Source organism: Shewanella sp. SM71, assembly GCF_025653905.1.
Classification (GTDB): Bacteria; Pseudomonadota; Gammaproteobacteria; order Enterobacterales; family Shewanellaceae; genus Shewanella; species Shewanella oncorhynchi.
The window spans coordinates 219,037-238,090 of sequence record NZ_JAKKRW010000006.1; the positions used below are offsets into that span (position 1 = coordinate 219,037).

Annotated in this window: 20 protein-coding genes; all 20 read right to left on the reverse strand. The window is 45.0% G+C overall.

All coding sequences use genetic code 11. The features are described from left to right. Positions 1-4: 4 nt before the first annotated feature. Positions 5-388, reverse strand: coding sequence for a chemotaxis response regulator CheY (cheY, locus tag L5L97_RS08190; RefSeq protein WP_007649667.1), 384 nt, complete (start codon positions 386-388; stop codon positions 5-7). A gap of 47 nt (positions 389-435) precedes the next feature. Next, positions 436-1,149 carry an RNA polymerase sigma factor FliA gene (locus tag L5L97_RS08195; RefSeq protein ID WP_028761175.1) on the reverse strand — a complete coding sequence of 238 codons (714 nt, stop codon included), beginning with the start codon at positions 1,147-1,149 and terminating at the stop codon, positions 436-438. Further along, positions 1,142-2,023, reverse strand: a complete 882-nt coding sequence (locus tag L5L97_RS08200) for a MinD/ParA family protein (protein WP_006082389.1) — start codon at positions 2,021-2,023, stop codon at positions 1,142-1,144. The genes L5L97_RS08195 and L5L97_RS08200 overlap by 8 nt, the downstream gene beginning before the upstream one ends. A gap of 4 nt (positions 2,024-2,027) precedes the next feature. Then, positions 2,028-3,410 carry a flagellar biosynthesis protein FlhF gene (gene flhF / locus L5L97_RS08205; RefSeq protein WP_131523092.1) on the reverse strand — a complete coding sequence of 461 codons (1,383 nt, stop codon included), beginning with the start codon at positions 3,408-3,410 and terminating at the stop codon, positions 2,028-2,030. Between the two features lie 11 nt (positions 3,411-3,421). Further along, a complete protein-coding gene (gene flhA, locus L5L97_RS08210) occupies positions 3,422-5,521 on the reverse strand; it encodes a flagellar biosynthesis protein FlhA (RefSeq protein ID WP_263148458.1) in 2,100 nt (699 codons plus the stop codon). Between the two features lie 107 nt (positions 5,522-5,628). Then, the gene (flhB, locus tag L5L97_RS08215; RefSeq protein WP_263181636.1) at positions 5,629-6,759 is read right to left on the reverse strand and encodes a flagellar biosynthesis protein FlhB; all 1,131 of its coding nucleotides are present in this window, start codon (positions 6,757-6,759) and stop codon (positions 5,629-5,631) included. Positions 6,760-6,777: 18 nt separating this feature from the next. Continuing rightward, positions 6,778-7,575 (reverse strand): flagellar biosynthetic protein FliR, encoded by a 798-nt coding sequence (fliR, locus tag L5L97_RS08220; RefSeq protein ID WP_263181637.1) that lies wholly within the window; start codon positions 7,573-7,575, stop codon positions 6,778-6,780. 4 nt (positions 7,576-7,579) lie between these two features. After that, positions 7,580-7,849 carry a flagellar biosynthesis protein FliQ gene (fliQ, locus tag L5L97_RS08225; protein ID WP_012587225.1) on the reverse strand — a complete coding sequence of 90 codons (270 nt, stop codon included), beginning with the start codon at positions 7,847-7,849 and terminating at the stop codon, positions 7,580-7,582. Positions 7,850-7,867: 18 nt separating this feature from the next. Beyond that, positions 7,868-8,614 (reverse strand): flagellar type III secretion system pore protein FliP, encoded by a 747-nt coding sequence (fliP, locus tag L5L97_RS08230; RefSeq protein WP_263181638.1) that lies wholly within the window; start codon positions 8,612-8,614, stop codon positions 7,868-7,870. Continuing rightward, on the reverse strand, positions 8,611-9,039 hold the full coding sequence (fliO, locus tag L5L97_RS08235; protein ID WP_105251944.1) for a flagellar biosynthetic protein FliO: 429 nt from the start codon (positions 9,037-9,039) through the stop codon (positions 8,611-8,613). The genes fliP and fliO overlap by 4 nt, the downstream gene beginning before the upstream one ends. A 30-nt stretch (positions 9,040-9,069) precedes the next feature. Then, positions 9,070-9,450: a flagellar motor switch protein FliN gene (fliN, locus tag L5L97_RS08240; protein ID WP_028761182.1), complete on the reverse strand. Its 381-nt coding sequence runs from the start codon at positions 9,448-9,450 to the stop codon at positions 9,070-9,072. An 11-nt stretch (positions 9,451-9,461) separates the two neighbouring features. Beyond that, positions 9,462-10,490: a flagellar motor switch protein FliM gene (fliM, locus tag L5L97_RS08245; protein ID WP_105251943.1), complete on the reverse strand. Its 1,029-nt coding sequence runs from the start codon at positions 10,488-10,490 to the stop codon at positions 9,462-9,464. A 39-nt stretch (positions 10,491-10,529) separates the two neighbouring features. Next, a complete protein-coding gene (gene fliL, locus L5L97_RS08250; RefSeq protein WP_263162256.1) occupies positions 10,530-11,057 on the reverse strand; it encodes a flagellar basal body-associated protein FliL in 528 nt (175 codons plus the stop codon). An 84-nt stretch (positions 11,058-11,141) separates the two neighbouring features. Beyond that, the gene (locus L5L97_RS08255) at positions 11,142-12,740 is read right to left on the reverse strand and encodes a flagellar hook-length control protein FliK (RefSeq protein WP_263148451.1); all 1,599 of its coding nucleotides are present in this window, start codon (positions 12,738-12,740) and stop codon (positions 11,142-11,144) included. A 242-nt stretch (positions 12,741-12,982) separates the two neighbouring features. After that, a complete protein-coding gene (gene fliJ / locus L5L97_RS08260) occupies positions 12,983-13,429 on the reverse strand; it encodes a flagellar export protein FliJ (protein ID WP_028761186.1) in 447 nt (148 codons plus the stop codon). A gap of 29 nt (positions 13,430-13,458) precedes the next feature. Continuing rightward, positions 13,459-14,796: a flagellar protein export ATPase FliI gene (gene fliI, locus L5L97_RS08265; RefSeq protein ID WP_028761187.1), complete on the reverse strand. Its 1,338-nt coding sequence runs from the start codon at positions 14,794-14,796 to the stop codon at positions 13,459-13,461. Beyond that, positions 14,765-15,760 (reverse strand): flagellar assembly protein FliH, encoded by a 996-nt coding sequence (fliH, locus tag L5L97_RS08270; RefSeq protein WP_263181639.1) that lies wholly within the window; start codon positions 15,758-15,760, stop codon positions 14,765-14,767. The genes fliI and fliH overlap by 32 nt, the downstream gene beginning before the upstream one ends. After that, positions 15,747-16,799, reverse strand: a complete 1,053-nt coding sequence (fliG, locus tag L5L97_RS08275; RefSeq protein WP_028761189.1) for a flagellar motor switch protein FliG — start codon at positions 16,797-16,799, stop codon at positions 15,747-15,749. The genes fliH and fliG overlap by 14 nt, the downstream gene beginning before the upstream one ends. After that, positions 16,792-18,480, reverse strand: a complete 1,689-nt coding sequence (gene fliF / locus L5L97_RS08280) for a flagellar basal-body MS-ring/collar protein FliF (RefSeq protein ID WP_263181645.1) — start codon at positions 18,478-18,480, stop codon at positions 16,792-16,794. Before fliF ends, fliG begins: the two co-directional genes overlap by 8 nt. A gap of 45 nt (positions 18,481-18,525) precedes the next feature. Next, positions 18,526-18,861 (reverse strand): flagellar hook-basal body complex protein FliE, encoded by a 336-nt coding sequence (fliE, locus tag L5L97_RS08285; protein ID WP_131523086.1) that lies wholly within the window; start codon positions 18,859-18,861, stop codon positions 18,526-18,528. Positions 18,862-19,054: the final 193 nt, after the last annotated feature.

Sequence of the window (19,054 nt, forward strand, 5' to 3'; positions counted from 1 at the left end):
TTGCTCAAGCGAGTCGTTCGAATATTTTATCTAACTTCTCTTTCAGCGTTGCAGCGGTAAAAGGCTTAACCACATAACCATTCACTCCCGCTTGAGCGGCAGCAATAATCTGTTCACGTTTTGCTTCAGCAGTTACCATTAATACGGGTAAATGCTTTAGCGAATCATCAGCGCGAATTGCTTTTAACAGATCGATTCCTTGCATACCAGGCATATTCCAATCTGTAACAACAAAATCAAAATCCCCCTTTTGCAACATCGGCAGGGCTGTTGAGCCATCGTCTGCTTCTTGGGTGTTATTAAACCCCAAGTCTCGCAACAAGTTCTTGATGATACGCCTCATTGTCGAAAAATCGTCAACAATGAGAATCTTCATATTCTTGTCCAAGGTTTCCTCCGGTGAGCTGACATTCTGTGCTCGATTAATAATTATACTTATGTCCAGTGCTTGAGTTTAGCTTTCAATCGCAACATTGCCTGACTTAATATCTGGCTAACCCGCGATTCACTGACTTCAAGAATGGCGCCAATCTCTTTTAAATTCAATGCTTCATCGTAGTACAGGGATAACACTAATGCATCTCTTTCAGGCAATAATTTAATTGCCTCAACCAGAGCAGAATGAAATTGGTTCTCAGCTAATGCTTCAAATGAATCATCATCGGACCGATCACTCACTGTAAGTATATCCTGAGATACGCCTAAATCTTCTATCCCTATGATTTTTCCGACAGAAACATCGTTAAGAATATGATGGTACTCATCGAGCGTCATATCAAGTTTTTCTGCAATTTCTGTGTCGCGTGCATCACGGCCCAGTTCTTGCTCTAACTCATCAATAGCGTGTGCAACCTTACGATTGTTACGATGAACGGAACGAGGGACCCAGTCGCCACGACGAATTTCATCTAACATGGCTCCACGTATGCGTATGCCGGCGAAGGTTTCAAATTTCGCACCCTTGCCACCATCAAACTTGGATGATGCTTCTAGTAACCCCATCATCCCAGCTTGGAGTAAATCATCTAACTGCACAGATGCAGGTAGTCTGGCGAGTAAATGATGCGCAATTCTTTTAACCAACGGAGCATACTGTTCAACGATCGACGATTTATTGTCTAAACAAGTATACGCAGCGGCTTTATTCACTCGTTTTTTCCTCTTGAAAATCTGGTCGTTGTACTAAACGCTCAACGAAAAACTCCAAATGCCCACCAGGTTGCTGCGGCACAGGCCAGCTCAAAATTTTATTTGCCAATCCTTGATAAGCAATTGCCGCTGGTGATTTAGGATAAGCTTCAACCACCAATTTTTGTTTACGAACAGATTTACGTAAGTTTTCGTCAAATGGAATCGTGGCGACTAATTCAAGTGCAACATCTAAAAATCTGTCGGTCACTTTACTGAGTTTAGCAAATAATTCCATACCTTCGCGTAAACTACGCACCATATTGGCAACTATTTTAAAACGGAACACGCCATGCTCACGGCTGAGAATTTTAATCAGGGCGTAGGCATCGGTAATCGAAGTGGGTTCATCACAAACAACTACTAGCACATCCTGCGAAGCACGTGAGAAACTGAGCACCATATCTGAGATCCCAGCAGCAGTATCTACGACTAGAATATCAAACTGAGTCCGCATCTCACTAAATGCACGGATTAATCCAGCATGTTGCGCCGGGCTTAATTCCACCATCCCCTGTGTTCCAGAGGTGGCTGGTACTATGCCTATCCCCTTTGGACCACGAACGATAATATCGTCAAGCTCTGCATCACCAGAGAGAACATGGGAGAGGTTACGCTCGGCACGAATACCCAGCATGACGTCGACGTTTGCTAAGCCAAGGTCAGCGTCAAGTACCAAGACACGCTTGCCTTTTTCGGCTAATGCCACAGCAGTATTAATAGAAACGCTGGTTTTACCCACGCCTCCTTTACCACCAGTGACCGCGATTACTTTCACTTTTTCGTTATAGGGTTGATTCATCATACGTAAACCACTTGCTTGATCCAGGGTCATAAATCTACTCAAATGCACAGGCCATATTATCTGACCACGCTGTGTCTTGTAATGATTGTTGTTCTGTACTATCTAACGCTGCGAGTGCCTGCTGGGCTAAATCTAGGGTATCCGCAACTTTCATATCTTCAGGAACTCTTTGTCCATCAGTAATATAACTTAATGGTAATCCGTTTTGGATCAACACACTTAATGCCCCTGCTAACGACACAGATTCATCGAGTTTTGTGAGAACGACACCAGATAGGGGAATGCGTTTAAAATGATTGACTGCATCTTGCAGCACACGGCGCTGCCCTGTCGCAGACAGTACCAGATAACTGCGGATAGGTATCCTGCTATTTGCAGTTAAATTATCAAGTTGCTGGTAAAGGCGCATATCTCGCTGTCCCATGCCAGCCGTATCTATCAATACTAGCTTGCGATTCCTAAACTGATAGAGAATTTGCTCTAATTCATTTAGATCATGAGCTTGCTTTACTGGGCAGCCCATTATTTTGCCATAAGTTGCTAATTGCTCATAGGCTCCGATGCGATAATGATCTGTGGTAATTAAAGCAACATGTTCAGCACCATGATGTGCCGCAAAACGGGCAGCAAGTTTAGCTAATGACGTTGTTTTACCAACGCCAGTAGGACCAACTAATGCAACCACCCCGCCCTGTTTCACAATGTCATCACCCTGATTGTCAAGCATATTAGCGAGACTTTGTGGTAATGCTCTGACTAATTCAGCCGGCGTATAATGCTGGCTCAGCGCGGCTAATTTATTCGCAACCGCAGGGGAGAATTCAGCCTCAAGCAATTTGGCTTCGAGCATAGCACCGACGGGATCGATGCGTTTTTTATGTTCCGTCATCAAGGAGGATACTTGATGTGTCAGTAAATTACGAAGTGATGCTAATTCATCCCGCATAGCCTCAATATCAGCACTTTGTTTCTGTGATGTTTGTGGTTTTTTATCAAACGAGGAAGGTGCTTCACGACGTTCTGGTTTCACAGCAGTAGGGGCTTGTAAGCCCTTAGCCCATGCTGGTAACTCGGCATCAACTTGCTGATGTGACATTTGTTGATTCAAACGGCTTTGCTGCTTCTCAAGTAAGGCTTGTAATGAGTCTGCAGGTGCGGCTGGCTTAGCGCGAGTTTCTACACGAACTGGCTGCTTAGCACCCAGGGACACGAGATCGTCGCTCACGTCCATAAAGGTCGGTGCTGGCGCAGTGGCTGCAGTTTTCGCTTTAGGTTCGTCATAGTCAACGGCAGCGACAATTTCGATGCCACCGTTCACTTTTTTATTTGACATAATGACGGCATCTGAGCCGAGTGTTTCTTTCACTTGGGCCAGTGCGGCGCGCATGTCTTTGGCAAAAAATCGTTTAATCTTCACTTATGCGTCCTCTACTGGCCGACTGCAGATACGATACGTATTTGCTTCTCATCAGGTATTTCTTGATATGAAATGACTCTGAGATTAGGAATAGTATGTTTAACAAAGCGTGACAGCGTCGCGCGTAACATACCTGACGTCAACAATATGGCGGGTTGTCCGACCATTTCTTGCTTCTGAGCCGCATCGGCAAGGGACTGCTGCATGCGTTCTGCAAGACCGGGTTCAATATTAGGACCATCACCACCGGTTGCTTGCATTGACTGATGCAACATCTGTTCCAACTCTGGCGCCAAAGTAATGACGGGGATTTCGAGCTCTGGGCCTGAGATTTCCTGAACTATCATACGTTTCAAAGCGATACGCACAGCGGCAGTCAAGACTTCAGTGTCATTACTCTTAGTGCCATATTCTAACAAAGTTTGCACTATAGTACGCAAGTCTCTAACTGAAACCCCTTCATTTAATAGGTTCTGCATCACTTTTACGACATGTCCTAGTGGCATGATATCTGGAATAAAGCCATCAACCAGCTTAGGTGAGTGTTTCGCAAGCATATCCATCAGTTGTTGCACTTCTTCGTAGCCTAACAACTTAGCGGCATTATTTGTGAGTAATTGACTAATATGAGTTGCAACAACAGTGGCGGCATCGACGACGGTATAACCTAATGTTTGTGCGTGCTCACGTAACTCAGGGGCGATCCATACGGCTTCAAGGCCAAAGGCGGGATCGCGCGTTTCGATACCATCGAGTTTGCCATAGACTTGACCAGGGTTGATCGCCAATTCGCAATCATGACGAATATCTGCCTCTCCGACGACGACGCCCATTAATGAAATGCGATAAGCATTAGGTGATAAATCTAAGTTATCGCGAATATGCACCGCGGGCACTAAGAAGCCTAGTTCCTGAGACAACTTTTTACGCACGCCTTTAATGCGGCTTAGTAACTCGCCACCTTGGCCCTTGTCTACCAGAGGGATCAAACGATATCCGACCTCAAGACCAATAGTATCAACATGATGTACATCGTCCCAACCTAGCTCTTTAGGCTCTTTATCTTGTCTTTCTATTGGACCCGATTTCACTTGTTCTAGCGCTTTAAGACGTTTGTTTTCATTTCGTTTATAAACAAAATAAGCTGCACCAGCAGTCATAAAGGCAAAGCTTAAAAACGCCATGTGTGGCATACCAGGAACAATACCCATGACAAACAGGACTCCGGCGGCGATACCCAATGACTTATGACTGTCAAACATCTGACTCATCATCATTTGGCCCATATCACCTGACTCATTTTGACGGGTCACCATCAAGGCTGCGGCGATTGACAATAATAGACCAGGGATCTGCGCTACTAAACCATCACCGATAGTCAGTAAGGTATAAATTTCAACCGCTTCAGAGAAACTTAAGCCATGCTGCACAATCCCTATGATGAAACCACCTACGATATTGATCACTAAGATCATGATACCGGCAATCGCATCCCCTTTAACGAATTTGGACGCACCGTCCATCGCACCATAGAAATCGGCTTCACGGGTCACTTCGGCACGGCGTATTCTCGCTTGGTCTTGATTTAAGGTTCCAGCATTTAAGTCAGCATCAATTGCCATTTGCTTACCAGGCATAGCATCCAAGGTGAAGCGGGCGCTAACTTCAGCGATACGACCAGCACCTTTAGTCACCACCGCAAAGTTGATGATAATCAAAATGATAAATACCACTAGACCAACGGCATAGTTACCACCGATCACCACAGAACCGAAGGCTTCAATCACCTTACCTGCGGCATCACCGCCATTATGACCCTCGAGTAAAACCACACGAGTAGAGGCAACGTTAAGCGCAAGACGTAATAATGTCGCCACTAGCAGGACACTTGGGAAAGCAGCAAAATCCAACGGTCTATCAGTATAAATTGCGACTAATAATACGATGAGCGCTAAGGCTATGTTGAATGAAAAGAGTATGTCTAATAGAAATGGAGGGATAGGTAAAACTATCATGGCCAATGCTGCGAGTACGAGTATAGGAGTGCCTATACCTTTAAACGTGCTCAAGCGCATTTGTTTTACTTGACCTAAGGTCGCTCTAACATCCATTCATATTTACCTAAACTTTGACGTATGACAGCATGAAAGCAAAAAATACGCCAATAGCGTATTGGCGCCAATAATATCACGACTTCAAAGAATTTTTAGCTTAGATCTTAATATTTTAACTCATCGGGAATGGGTTGATTAAGTGGTATTGGGATAGGCTTGCGACCTCGACCTTTTTGGTACTGGCGCAGCTGGAATACATAAGCCAAAATCTGTGCGACAGCAGTAAACAAACCTTCAGGGATCTGCTGGTCTAACTTAGTCGTATGATAAATAGCCCTTGCAAGTGGTGGGGCCGAGACAATCGCAATATTGTGCGCGCGGGCAATCTCACGTATTTTAAAGGCCACATCATCAACACCTTTCGCTATCACAAAGGGAGCCGCAGAGCGCTGCACATCGTATTTAATCGCAACAGCAAAATGCTCAGGGTTAACGACAATCACATCGGCATTTGGCACTTCAGCCATCATACGCCTTTGTGCTAGTTCACGTTGCATCTGCCGTATATGCCCTTTCACCTCAGGTTTACCCTCAGTGTCTTTATATTCATCTTTTACTTCTTGTTTGGTCATCTTAAGTTGCTTGTTGTGATTCCAAATTTGGAACGGCACATCGATGACGACAATAAACAAAATCGAGGAACATAACAGGATAAACATCCAAACCAACAAATCTAATGCATGGTAAACATTACCAGGAAGATGGTCGCTAGACAGCAACATGATGTCATTGAAGTAGAAGCTTAATAAAAAATAAGCAGAAAACGCTACTACCGAAAATTTTGCAATGCCTTTGGTGAGTTCAACCAGAGCCTGTACGCCAAACATGCGTTTAAAACCAGCAAGGGGACTCATTTTACTGGCTTTTGGCATCATAGCTTGGGTCGAAAAATTGATCCCTCCAAGAGAGACGTTACCGATAAACGCAACAACCACAATCAGTAGCATAATTTTAGCCATGGGCCAGGCTATTTCACTCGCAACAACACCCCACACGTTGAACATTTCATTAGTATCAAAAATTTGCGCCCTATCCATGGTAAATACAATTTCAAACACCCGAGTTAGGCTAATGGCCAAACTCGGGCCTAGCATATAAAACCCACATGCCGCCGAAATCAATACCGCTGCAGTCCCGAGTTCTTTCGAACGTGCAATCTGTCCTTTTTCCCGCGCCTGTTCTAGACGCCTCCCCGTGGGTTCCTCTGTACGTTCGCCACTTGATTCTTCAGCCATGGGCTTCTCCTAATCCCATCATATCAAGCCATCAGCGTTACATTGGAGCGCTAACATATCGCAAAGCAGCACTTGAGCCGTCGACCATACTTCATCGAAGTGTGCCATTACCGGTGTTAGGGTTAACCACAGAATAAACAGTCCACCAATCATAGTGATCGGAAAACCAATAGAGAAAATATTCAATTGCGGCGCGGCGCGGGTCATGACCCCGAAGGACAAGTTGACTAATAACAAGGCGATAATCGCAGATATCGACATAGTGAGTGCCGCACCAAACATATACGACCCCCAATCAGCCAGCGATCGATAACTTGTCAGTGTTAAGCCTTGATTAGAAATCGGCAAAGTTTCAAAGCTCGCCACTAGCATACGGATCATCAAAAGATGGCCGTCCACAGCTAAGAAAATCAATGTCGCCAATAAAAGGAAAAAGTTACCAATAACGGGTGTTTGTTGGCCAGAACCGGGATCAACCATAGAGGCAAAGCCTAAACTAGTCTGCATACCAATGATCTGTCCGGTGAGCACAAAGACTTGCATCACCATTTGAGTCACAAATCCCATGGCAACACCGATAATAATTTGCTGCGCCGTGATGAACACTGCGCTTAACGAAAATAAATCCACATTTTTAGTTGGAGGAAGAACGGGTGCTATCGCAAAGGTAATTGCCATCGCCAATAATAAACGCACTCGAGTTGGTGTCGTTGCCGCCCCAAATACTACCATGACCATCAACATGCTCGCGACGCGAAACATTGGCCAAATATAAGCAGCAATGGTTTGCATTAAGGTATCGAGCAGCAGCTCCATCGCGTTAGCCTATCACTTGAGGAATGCGATTCACCATCTCGATGAAAAAGTCCATCAGGGTTTCAACTAACCAGTGCCCCATAAACATTAGGCCAAAAAGTGTCACTAACAAACGCGGAAGGAAACTTAAGGTCTGCTCGTTAATAGAAGTAGCCGCTTGAAACACAGCAACAATTAACCCAATTCCCAGCCCAGGCAACACAATAGCAGACACCATCATGACGATAACAGCGAGAGCTTCACGAAAAATATCAATTAGCGCCTCAGGACTCATGTGTTTACTCTCCCTTGGCTATCCGAAACTATTCGCTAATGTCCCGAGGACTAAGCTCCAACCATCTACGAGCACAAACAACATGATCTTAAACGGCAGCGACACTATCATGGGAGATAACATCATCATACCCATAGCCATCAAGATACTCGCCACCACTAAATCGAGTACTAAAAAAGGCACAAATAGCATAAAGCCAATCTGAAATGCGGTTTTTAACTCACTGGTAATGAAAGCGGGCACTAACACACTCATGGGTGCTTCTTCGGGAGACTTAATATCCTTATAGCCAGAAATCTCAATAAAGGTCTTTAAATCCGTCGTTCTTACTTGGCCCAACATAAAGCCTCTCAGCGGCTCTTTCCCTTTATCAAACGCTTGCTGCAAGGTTAATTGCTCATCGATATAAGGCTTCACCCCTTCATCATAAATCCGGTCGAATACCGGTGCCATGATAAAAAAAGTCATGAACAAACTCATGCCAATTAAGACTTGATTAGATGGAGTCTGTTGTAATCCAATGGCTTGGCGTAATATCGACAGGACAATGATAATCCGCGTGAAAGAGGTCAACATGATGAGCATCGCAGGTAAAAAACTCAGCGATGTCATCAGCAGTAAAATCTGCATTGTGACCGAATATTCCGTTGAGCCGTCTGGCGCCGTTGTTACTGTTACAGCAGGTAAGACGCCATCTGCGGCCCATGCTGACGGCATCAATAGCAGCATAACGAACCCAACTAACGCGAGGATACGTGTTGTCATTGTTTTAATTTCGCCTGGCGTAATCGACTCGCAAACGAATCAGCTTCTAGATGGATAGGTTCAGCTAACTTATCAATCAAACTCACCTGCTGCGAGCTAACCCCAAGTAAATATTGTTGTTCTCCCACCTGAACCAAGACTAAACGCTCTTTTTGACCGAGGGAAGTCACAGCAATAGTCTTTAGCACGCCATTGGTCGTGGGGACTAAATTAAACCTTCTCAGTAAATAAGCTAACGCGAAAATTAATAATAAAACCAGAATCAAGCCGCCTAACATACTTGCTAAGGTCGCAACTTGAGAAGGTTCTGCCATTTTTGTAGCAGCAGGCGCTATTGAAGCAATATTAGCTGCGCCTTCCCCACCGAGGCTATCGGCGCTCGCTTGAACCGCTACCACTAAACTCTGTATTACCGATGTGCTCATTTAAAGTTCCAACGACTTTTACATCTCGAATTATTTAAGCTTTTTAATTCGCTCAGTTTGACTGATCACATCCGTTAAGCGAATACCGAATTTATCGTTTACCACCACCACTTCACCGTGAGCGATAAGCGTGCCATTGACCATCACATCTAACGGTTCACCTGCGACTCTATCTAACTCAACCACAGAACCTTGGTTAAGTTGTAATAAGTTTCGAATACTAATATAGCTACGGCCCACTTCCATCGAAATGGTGACAGGAATATCTAAAATTGTATCTAACTTAGCCGCTTCAGCCTTAGAAATAGGTCTTGAATCATCAACCAGCTCATCGAGTTCAATTGCGTTGGCTTCTTCTAACGCTTGTTCTGCCATTGCTGCAGCCCAATCATCCGTATCGTCTGTGCTCATCTTACTTCACCTTATAATTCTGATATATCACGAGATTTACCCTTACGCGTCACCAATTGCAGCTCAGATTTAACTGTCTCTGGCCGAGGGATTTTCTCACATATTTTAAGCGCTAGGTTATCTCTAGAACGGCCCATTTTACAACGATATGTCGGTAAATCCTCGATTTTCATCATGATAAACTCGGGTAACTCAATCGGAATAATATCGCCCGCTTTAAAATTCATGACCTCTTTGAGCGTTAATTCATGTTCAACAATATTGGCATCGAACCCAACCTTCACATCCATGATTTCATCGTGCAATGCCTGTGACCAACGCATATCAGTATCTTGCTTGTCACTTTGCACACCCGCATCGAGTAACTCTCGGATAGGTTCAATCATGGAGTAAGGCATAGTGATATGAAAATCACCACCGCCTCCATCGACTTCAATATGGAATGAATTAATCACCACAACTTCGGTAGGACTAACAATGTTCGCCATGGCGGGATTGACTTCAGAGTCCAAATAATCAAACTCAACATCCATTACGGGCGCCCAAGCATCTTTATAATCTTCAAATATAATCTTAAGCAGTAACTGCACTATTCGTCTTTCTGTCGGCGTAAATTCTCGCCCTTCAATCTTGGCATGGAAACGCCCATCGCCACCAAAGAAGTTATCCACTAGGATAAATACCAGTCGCGCTTCCATGGTGATCAATGCTGTGCCTTTGAGTGGGCTAAAACGCACCATATTCAAGCTAGTAGGAACAAAAAGCGTATGTACGTACTCACCAAACTTGAGCATCTGTACACCGTTGATCGACACTTCGGCCGCTCGGCGCATCATATTAAACATACTAATGCGCAAATGGCGCGCAAAACGCTCATTCACGATTTCCAGCGTCGGCATACGCCCACGAACTATTCGATCTTGGGAAGAGAAATCGTAGGAACGGGCATCTTCTCCAACAGCGTCAATTTCGTCATCATCGACGTCATCAACCCCGTGCAATAGCGCATCAATTTCGTCTTGGCTTAATAAATCACTCACTATATTGCCTTCGCCTCTTTTGGTGCTGAAGTTAAAGGATTATTGCATTACAAAACCGGTAAATAGTACTTTCTCGACAACCTTACGCCCAGTTACTGACTGTAGAGTATTTTGCACACTCAAAAGTGCTAACTGCCGTAACTCATCTTTCCCCGCTTGCGTGCTGAGCTTTTGCACATCTGCACCACTAAAGGTCGTTAAAAGCGCATCTTCAATCAGCGGAATATGTTTTTGTGTTAGCACATCATCATCGGTACCACGCACCATCAGCTGCACTTTAATCTCAACTAAACGAGCCCTATCAGGCCCAGGTAAGTTGAATAAGAAAGGACGCGGCATAGGCACATATGATGCGGTAGCTACTTCTCCTGATGCTGGTACTTCAGCCTGAACAGCACTATCTGCTGCTACGGCGGGAACCTCTTCGGTACTGCTTCCCATAAAGAACCAGACGCCGCCACCGATTAACAGCGCGACTAAAACGCCTACACCAGCAAAAATAAATAGTTTCTTCTTACTCTTAGGCTCTGCAGTACTTTCAAGTTCTAACGATTCTTCCTTAGCCATCACTATTCTCTTTAATTTAGGCGGAAACTCATTACTGTTTTATTTGAAACGTAATTATGTCAGTCATTGCTATAGGTTACCTGCTTAAGCGTAATAATCTATACCTGAAGTTACACTAATCGCTTGATTTAAACCTAAATGTAACTCTTCTGCCGAGATTTCATCCATATCAGCCGCATTTGAACTGCCGCCATCACCGAAACTACCTTCACGACGCTCACCTTGATCGCCTTGAGAAACATGGCTGTCAGCCAACTGCATCCCTTGCTCTTGCAATAACTCACGTAATCTTGGCATAGCTTGTTCAACCAGATCACGCGTTTGCGGCTGAGTAACATGGAACTGTACTTGGGTTTGGTCGCCATGCACTTGGATCTTTACCAACATATGCCCAAGCTCAGGGGGATCGAGCCGGATTTCCGCATGTTGGATGCCTTGACTCACCATAGTAATCAATTGCTGCTTCATCACAGGTGAAAATCGTTGGATCATCTCCTGCATTTGGTTTTGCTGTTCTACTCCTTGACGCAATGACAACTGAACTTGCATGGTTTCTTGGCGATTTAATTGTGACATCGAGAGTGTCTGTATGGATGATGTCGACTTAAGTTCTGAGAAAGTATTACTATCATCCATAAAACTTTCGTCTCTGGGAATATCCATCGCAACCGTTAATTTAGCATCTTTCAGTAATAGGTTAGCAGCCAAATCGGAATTGGGACTCCCATCAAGATCACTTTCTGTTACAGATGTTGTATCTAATGGTTCAGATGAAGTTGAAGAGCCTAAGGTATTCAGGTCGAAAGTATTTCCCGAGGTCGCGATATTAGCCGTATTGAGACTATTCACTGTAGAGCTACTAGTCGTTGCTTTTGCCGCAGTGTTGGTTACCGACTTTATCGTTGCACTGTTCGCTAAGCCCGCTTGATTAATCACAGCATTAAGTGTGACCTCATTCTCAACTAAAGACTCATCTATACTCACCCCGACTTCAGTGGCAGAGACAAGCTCAGTGTCTTCTAAAGGTAATTCTAAAGCGTCATCGGTCAAATTTGGATCAATCACAGCATCACTATCTGCTGACGCTTCAAGTATATTTGGGTCTATGGGAAGAATATGCACGAGTGACTTATCAGTCAAAGAAGATGGTTTCACGTCATCTGCGATTGAAATTGCTGCCATATCTGGGCTAGTAGAAACTAACTTTTGTAATTCAGCAGAAAAACCCGCTTCATCTATATCTGATGCCAGTTCAATCTCAGCAGAAACAGTAGATGCCAATGCTGAGCCGGTTAATAAAGCTGATGAAGTATCAATATTTTCTCCACCAGTCATTTCGGTCATATCTTCTTCAGCATTTAAAAATGCTAGCGGCAAACTATCTCCATCTGATGCCGTTTTCTTCATATCATTTGCCATGCTAATTTGGGCAAAAATGAGATTTACGTCGGCGTCATCAGTTGATATATCGTCATCTTTTACTTTATCAGCAGAGGTAACCTGCACAGTATCATCAGTGTTAGCAATGGTTTTTTTAGACGCAGAAATAGAAAATGAGCTAGCGGTGACTGACGCAAGTGTAGATGAAAAGTCTTCATTATTAGACTCTTGGGAAGATGTCTTAGCGGAATTGGCCGCAGAGTTGCCTGTTTTACTTAACAGGATATTGGTCATTTGTTGCATAAGTGCTCCCAAACATCACCCAGCAAAAAAAGAAAATGGCTAGGTAGAAACGTCAATTAAACACTGCGGTTGCAGGGTCATGGACTAAATCAAAGCAAATAAGATGCCAAAACATCAGGTTTTACGACAGCATATCGAAAAGAATTAACACTGAGAGGTGCCGAATTGATGCTTATGCCATCAATACAAAAAAACTAAAGAGCCTATCCGGCTAGCGAGCAGTAAAGATGCCTATCATTTCACTAACGTTGATGACGGCGATAAAATTGCTGGGAAGCAAATTCATCGGTCATTTTTTGCTCCCTTTTTTGTTCAACCACTTGACGCTTCTTCTCTTTACTGGCTAAGAGTAATTCTACTGCCTTACGTTTTTTTTGCTTTTCCAACCAATGTTGTTGTCGATATTCTTTTTGCTTTTCACCGTCGGCTACGACGCGATTTTGCTGGATAATTGCGTCATCGATCTGACGAATAAAACGGTGAAACTGGTGATAGTGACTAGCACTGATGGCTTGACCTTGCTGGGATTGCATTTGCTTCATGTATTCTAAGCGATAGTTATTTAGAGCACTGAGTTGATTCAACCGTTTTTGACACTCTAACTGCGCAGATTTTAACAATAAAGCCGCTTGTTCTTCGGCATCATTGGCAAGCTTTAACACTAACAACAAGGGATCGGCGTTAGCCATACTAGACCTCAATTAATTCGATGACGCCATTATTTGCACTGTGCAGCAAGTTGCCCAAGCATGACTTGGCTATCGGCAAAGCTAAATGCATCACGCATGGTTTGTCGCAAAAAAGCATTCATTGCTGGCTGCAGTCGTATCGCATTATCAATGCGAGGATCGCTTCCTTGGGCATAGGCCCCAATAGAAATCAAATCTCGATTTTGCTGATACAAAGAATAGGTTTGTTTCACGCGGCGCATCGCCTCCAAATGTTCATTGGAGATCACCATAGGCGCGACTCGGCTAATAGAAGCTTCAATATCAATCGCAGGATAGTGCCCCGAATCCGCAAGCGAACGTGACAAGACAATGTGACCATCGAGGATCGCCCGCGAAGCATCGGCAATGGGATCCTGTTGATCGTCCCCTTCCGTCAACACAGTATAAAATGCCGTAATTGAACCTTGCCCGGGGCCACCGTTTCCGGCGCGTTCAACTAAACGTGGCAATTTTGCAAACACAGAAGGCGGATAACCTTTAGTCGCAGGCGGTTCACCCACAGCCAAAGCAATTTCACGCTGCGCTTGGGCGTAGCGTGTTAAACTGTCCATAAGCAATAAAACGTTATAGCCTAAATCGCGAAAGTATTCGGCAATACGAGTCGAGGTTTCACAGGCGCGAAGGCGCATCAGAGGCGATGTATCCGCAGGCGCAGCAACAACGACTGAACGCGCTCGACCCTTCTCACCAAGAATTTCCTCAATAAACTCTTTCACTTCCCGGCCACGCTCACCCACTAGCCCAACCACAATAATGTCGGCGGTAGTACCGCGAGTCATCATACCTAAGAGCACACTCTTACCTACACCTGAGCCCGCAAACAAGCCCATACGTTGGCCTTTGCCCACGGTCAGCATAGCGTTGATAGCGCGAACGCCAACGTCCAGCGGTTCAGTAATAGCACGGCGGGATAAGGGATTAATGGCAGCGCTATGTCTTGGCGCTTGTTGGTCGGTTTGCAACGCGCCTAAACCATCTAAAGGCACGCCGTTACCATCGAGTACGCGTCCTAGCAGGGATAAACCAACATTGAGTCCAGTTTGTTCCCCCAAAGGCACAACCCGCGCACCGGGCAATACACCACGTAATTCTTCAATGGGCATTAAATATAATAGTTCGCCATCAAACCCGACCACCTCGGCGATTAACTCGCCCGCCATGGTTTCGATCGAACATAAACTGCCCACAGGCGCACGGCAACCGCTTGCTTCTAAGGTTAAGCCGACAACACGCACCAGTTGACCACTGGCCACTGCGCGAAATGGCGGCACCTTACCCTGATGATGATTAAGCCTATTCAGCAGTTGATGTTGGCGATTTTGCATCTGATTTTGCCTCTAATTGCTCACCTGTGTTTGAGGCAGATTGTATATCCTCAGCATGTTGAGAAACCGTATCGACAACCTGATCATCAAGCTCTGATCCCACGGCCTCAGAAGCCGCAACATGTTTTGCGGTATCTTCAACCTCTATCGCCTCTTGCAATTGACGCTGCTTGTCACTTAAGTGAGCATGTTGGTTCCGTAAAGACTCAAACACAGCATCAATACGCGATGCGAGGGTCAAATCGACTAAAGAACGATGACTACTGAGAATACAGTCACCTGGGCTTAAGGAAGGGTCAACTTCAAGTTCCCACTTACTGCGGGTCAATTGAGCGCTGGAATAAAGTTGTTCGACTAAAATAACATCGTCAGGATGCAAGCGGATTGTGACTGTTTGTTCTTTTATCGGCAGTGATTCTATACCTAAGCGCAATGCCGAAAGCACTTGTTCTGGATGAGTTTTTAATTCGTGGCCAATGACAGATTTCGCTAATGTCATACTCAGGTTCAGTAGCGAAAGTTCAATATCGCCATCGAGCAATTGCAATGGTTTTTCAAATTGAGCTAATAAGGTTTCAAAACGCGAGAGCAATATTTTTGCTTGGGCTAAACCGGTTTCTAATCCTTGCTCATGCCCTTGGGCGAGCCCTTCAGTATGGCCCTGCTCTAACCCTTCTAAACGCCCTTTTTCTAGCCCTTGCTCATACCCTTGCTGCTTACCCTCGCTAAAGCCTTCTTCTTCGGCTTGGGCGCGAATGTCTTCAATCTCAGCCATAGTCGGTGGAGAAACACTTTCCACTGTAGTCGACTTAGCGGCTTGATGATTCGAATGGCCGAACAGATTTGAGATAGAATTATCATCGGCTTCAGTCACATCTGGCAGTGCCCAGTGACTAAATTCGACATCTCCTTCGCTCAAGACCTTATTCAACAATTTATTGTCGCTCGGATTAGAGGAACTCATCGCCACCACCGCCGCCTAACATGATTTCGCCGCTGTCACTTAAGCGACGAGCAATAGACAGGATTTCTTTTTGGGCGACTTCCACTTCACTGATGCGGATTGGGCCCATGGCTTCAAGGTCATCACGCAACAATTCAGCGGCACGTTTTGACATGTTACCCAAGATTTTTTCTTTCAGTTGATCATCAGTGCCTTTGAGCGCCTTCATCAGTACATCTTGCTGCACTTCACGCAACAGGGCTTGAATACCGCGGTCATCGACATCGATTAAGTTTTCAAATACAAACATCAAATCTTGGATTTGCTGCGCCATTTCTTCATCAGACTCGCGCATGGTTTCCATCAACTGACTTTCGATACCCGTATCTAAGTAGTTCATTATGTTGGCGGCCGCTTTTAAGCCACCCATTTTTGCGGCCTGGGCGCCACCTTGACCAGCAAACTGTTTCTCCATGATGTCGTTCAACTCTTGCAGTGCAGCGGGCTGCACTTCTTCAAGATTTGCAATACGCATCATCAAGTCTAAGCGGGTATTCTCAGGGAATTGACCAAAAATTTCCGCCGCTTGATCGGGTTCTAGATAAGACAACACAATCGTTTGGATCTGGGGATGTTCGTTTTGAATAATGGTCGCCACTTGGCGTGCATCCATCCACTTCAACGAGTCCAAACCTTTAGCGCCACTGCCCATGATAATCTGTTCAATCAGATTACCCGCTTTATCTTCACCCAGCGCAGCGGTTAAGGCTTTACGGACGAACTCTTCACTGTTGAAACCAATTGAAGAATACTTTTGAATATCATCAAGAAACAGCTTATGTACCCCGATAACTTTTTCCTGACCAAACTCATCCATTGCCGCCATGGCCATACCCACTTTTTGCACTTGCTTCGGCTCTAAGTGTTTTAAAATGGATGCAGCATCAGCCTCACTCAAACTGAGGAGTAAAATAGCGGTCTTTTCAACGCCACTAATATCTTTGATATTAAAGGCAGGTGCGGCCGCAGGAGCCACTTCTTTCGTTTTATTCTCAGCCATTGTCTTGTAACCAGTTTTTCACGACTTGAGTAGAGAGCTCAGGCTCATTCGCCACGAGCGCACGGATAGCTTTAATCATATCATCATCTTTGTGAAGATTAGGGATATGAATTGAGCCATCGTCAGCATAACTGTATTCCGCCTCTTGAGTATTAAGCATCCCTAGCGTATCAGCCGCATATTGGTCCTCAATTTCGGCTAATTCATTACCTAATCTGCCATCCTCAGGCATATTCACACTGTCAGGATAGATTAAGCGTTTCAGCATAGGACGTACCACAGCTAAAATCAGCACCAAAATCACTAGCGCACCAATCCCAAGCTTAATCGCACGCCAAAACCAAGGTTGCTCCCAAAGCTCAGGTGCAGGTAAATCTTCAACCAATTGATCCATAAAGGGAACGGTTACCACTTCCAGCACATCCCCCCGTTGTGAACTAAAACCAACCGCGCCTTCAAGCAAACGACGGATATTGGTCAGTTCTTGTTCGGTACGGGCAACACGGGCTACTTGACCATTTTCTCCAGCGGTACCAGGTTTAAAGTCCACCGCCACTGACACACTAATGCGGCGCACTGCGCCAACTTGCTGGCGGGTATGGCTAATGGTGGTATCTAATTCAAAGTTACGGGTCGCTTCACGGTGCGAATTACCTGCTGCAGCCGTTGCTGACTCTGCCGCTTTTGCTGCATCTTCTGGAATATTTGACTCCATTGGCGGTTGATTGGATAACGCGCCAGGGATCCCACCAGAAGAGCCGCCAGTAGTGTTATTTTCAACTGTCATTTCACTGCGCAGTGCTGGTAAATCAGGGTTAAAACGCTTTGATGTTTGCTCAACAGCAGTAAAATCCATACTGACGTCGACTTGAGAGGTAAAATTATCAGGACCTAAAATTGGCACCAGAATCGATTCAATCTTAGTGCGATATTCAGCTTCTTTTTGCTGTACTAATTCAAGTTCACGGCGAGCCGTCGCAGACGCGCCATCTTGGCTGCCAGAGTTCAATAAACGGCCGTTAGAGTCAGTTACCGTCACCCTTGATGGTTCTAAACCTTGTACTGCAGAAGCAACAATATCGACGATAGCATCAACTTCACCTTGGCCTAATCCACCGCGACGGGTATTGATCACCACAGTTGCACTCGGTTTAGAGGCATTGCGGGCGAAGACGTTTTCTTTAGGTAACGCAAGAATGACTTTGGCACGACTGACACTTTGTAGTTGCTCTATCGCACGGGCGAGGTTTTCTTCTTGGCTATGCTTAAGACGAGCTTGTTCCATACGTTGGCTGACACCAAAACCACTGTCTTTATTCAAAAAATCTTGGTTGGCTGCAGGACTGTCGATACCTGCACGGCTCAACATCATTTTGACTTCTTGATATTTATCTTCAGGAACTTTAATAACGTCCACGTCAATTTGATACTTAACTTTATTTTTATCAAGTACATCTAGCACCTGAACCATTTCCTGAGTTTCCATTTTACCCAATGGACGATACTCTGGCTCCTGTGCCCACAGCATGACAAATACCGCCAAGGCTAAACAAATCGCTAAGGCTAAAATCATAGTCACTTGGCGCATCATATCGACACCGCCAAGATTTCCCATCATTCCTGACTTATGTTCTTGCTGGACACCTTGGTCAGCTAAACCGGAATTGGATCCGACAATCATTTCTGTACTCACGATTCGTACCTGCTAATTGGGTTATTCACTGGCCTAGACAGGCATGCTCATTATTTCTTTGTAGGCTTCGACAAGTTTATTACGCACTTGCACCGTCGCCTCGAAAGCGACACTCGCTTTCTCACGGGCTATCACAGTGTCCGATAAAGAAACGGTAGTATCACCCATCTCTAAACGTGTCGCGAGGTTTGACGATGCAGACTGTAAGCCGCTGACAGTGCCGACGGCTTGCGATAGCAACTGACCGAAGTCTGCACCACTGGTGTTATTCACTTGCTGCATGATATTTGGCTGAACACCAAACGACGGCGTTATTTCGCCTTGGAGTTTCTGCATTTCCTGCAGGAATGAATTTGCGCCTATTTGCATGCTGAGCTCCCAGTCGTCGAATTCTTGACGATCAAAATACCGATAACGGGACAATGCAAAATAACGGCCAAGTTTTCAGATGGTCGTGATTGATAATAAATTGACGGGATAAGAAGATGTCAATAACTAAGGATTTTGGATGAAATGAGCCACTTTTGCGGTTGTGTGTTTTAATAAATACAGCCTCACACTC

What these genes read in the sequence shown, in the direction of transcription:
- fliL (WP_263162256.1), bottom strand. Translation starts at nt 11,057, where the DNA reads ATGGCTAAGGAAGAATCGTTAGAACTTGAAAGTACTGCAGAGCCTAAG.
- fliG (WP_028761189.1), bottom strand. Translation starts at nt 16,799, where the DNA reads ATGGCTGAGAATAAAACGAAAGAAGTGGCTCCTGCGGCCGCACCTGCC.
- L5L97_RS08255 (WP_263148451.1), bottom strand. Translation starts at nt 12,740, where the DNA reads ATGCAACAAATGACCAATATCCTGTTAAGTAAAACAGGCAACTCTGCG.
- flhB (WP_263181636.1), bottom strand. Translation starts at nt 6,759, where the DNA reads ATGGCTGAAGAATCAAGTGGCGAACGTACAGAGGAACCCACGGGGAGG.
- fliO (WP_105251944.1), bottom strand. Translation starts at nt 9,039, where the DNA reads ATGAGCACATCGGTAATACAGAGTTTAGTGGTAGCGGTTCAAGCGAGC.
- fliR (WP_263181637.1), bottom strand. Translation starts at nt 7,575, where the DNA reads ATGGAGCTGCTGCTCGATACCTTAATGCAAACCATTGCTGCTTATATT.
- L5L97_RS08200 (WP_006082389.1), bottom strand. Translation starts at nt 2,023, where the DNA reads ATGACCCTGGATCAAGCAAGTGGTTTACGTATGATGAATCAACCCTAT.
- fliJ (WP_028761186.1), bottom strand. Translation starts at nt 13,429, where the DNA reads ATGGCTAACGCCGATCCCTTGTTGTTAGTGTTAAAGCTTGCCAATGAT.
- fliF (WP_263181645.1), bottom strand. Translation starts at nt 18,480, where the DNA reads ATGATTGTCGGATCCAATTCCGGTTTAGCTGACCAAGGTGTCCAGCAA.
- fliE (WP_131523086.1), bottom strand. Translation starts at nt 18,861, where the DNA reads ATGCAAATAGGCGCAAATTCATTCCTGCAGGAAATGCAGAAACTCCAA.
- fliQ (WP_012587225.1), bottom strand. Translation starts at nt 7,849, where the DNA reads ATGAGTCCTGAGGCGCTAATTGATATTTTTCGTGAAGCTCTCGCTGTT.
- fliN (WP_028761182.1), bottom strand. Translation starts at nt 9,450, where the DNA reads ATGAGCACAGACGATACGGATGATTGGGCTGCAGCAATGGCAGAACAA.
- flhA (WP_263148458.1), bottom strand. Translation starts at nt 5,521, where the DNA reads ATGGATGTTAGAGCGACCTTAGGTCAAGTAAAACAAATGCGCTTGAGC.
- fliI (WP_028761187.1), bottom strand. Translation starts at nt 14,796, where the DNA reads ATGCAAAATCGCCAACATCAACTGCTGAATAGGCTTAATCATCATCAG.
- fliH (WP_263181639.1), bottom strand. Translation starts at nt 15,760, where the DNA reads ATGAGTTCCTCTAATCCGAGCGACAATAAATTGTTGAATAAGGTCTTG.
- fliP (WP_263181638.1), bottom strand. Translation starts at nt 8,614, where the DNA reads ATGACAACACGTATCCTCGCGTTAGTTGGGTTCGTTATGCTGCTATTG.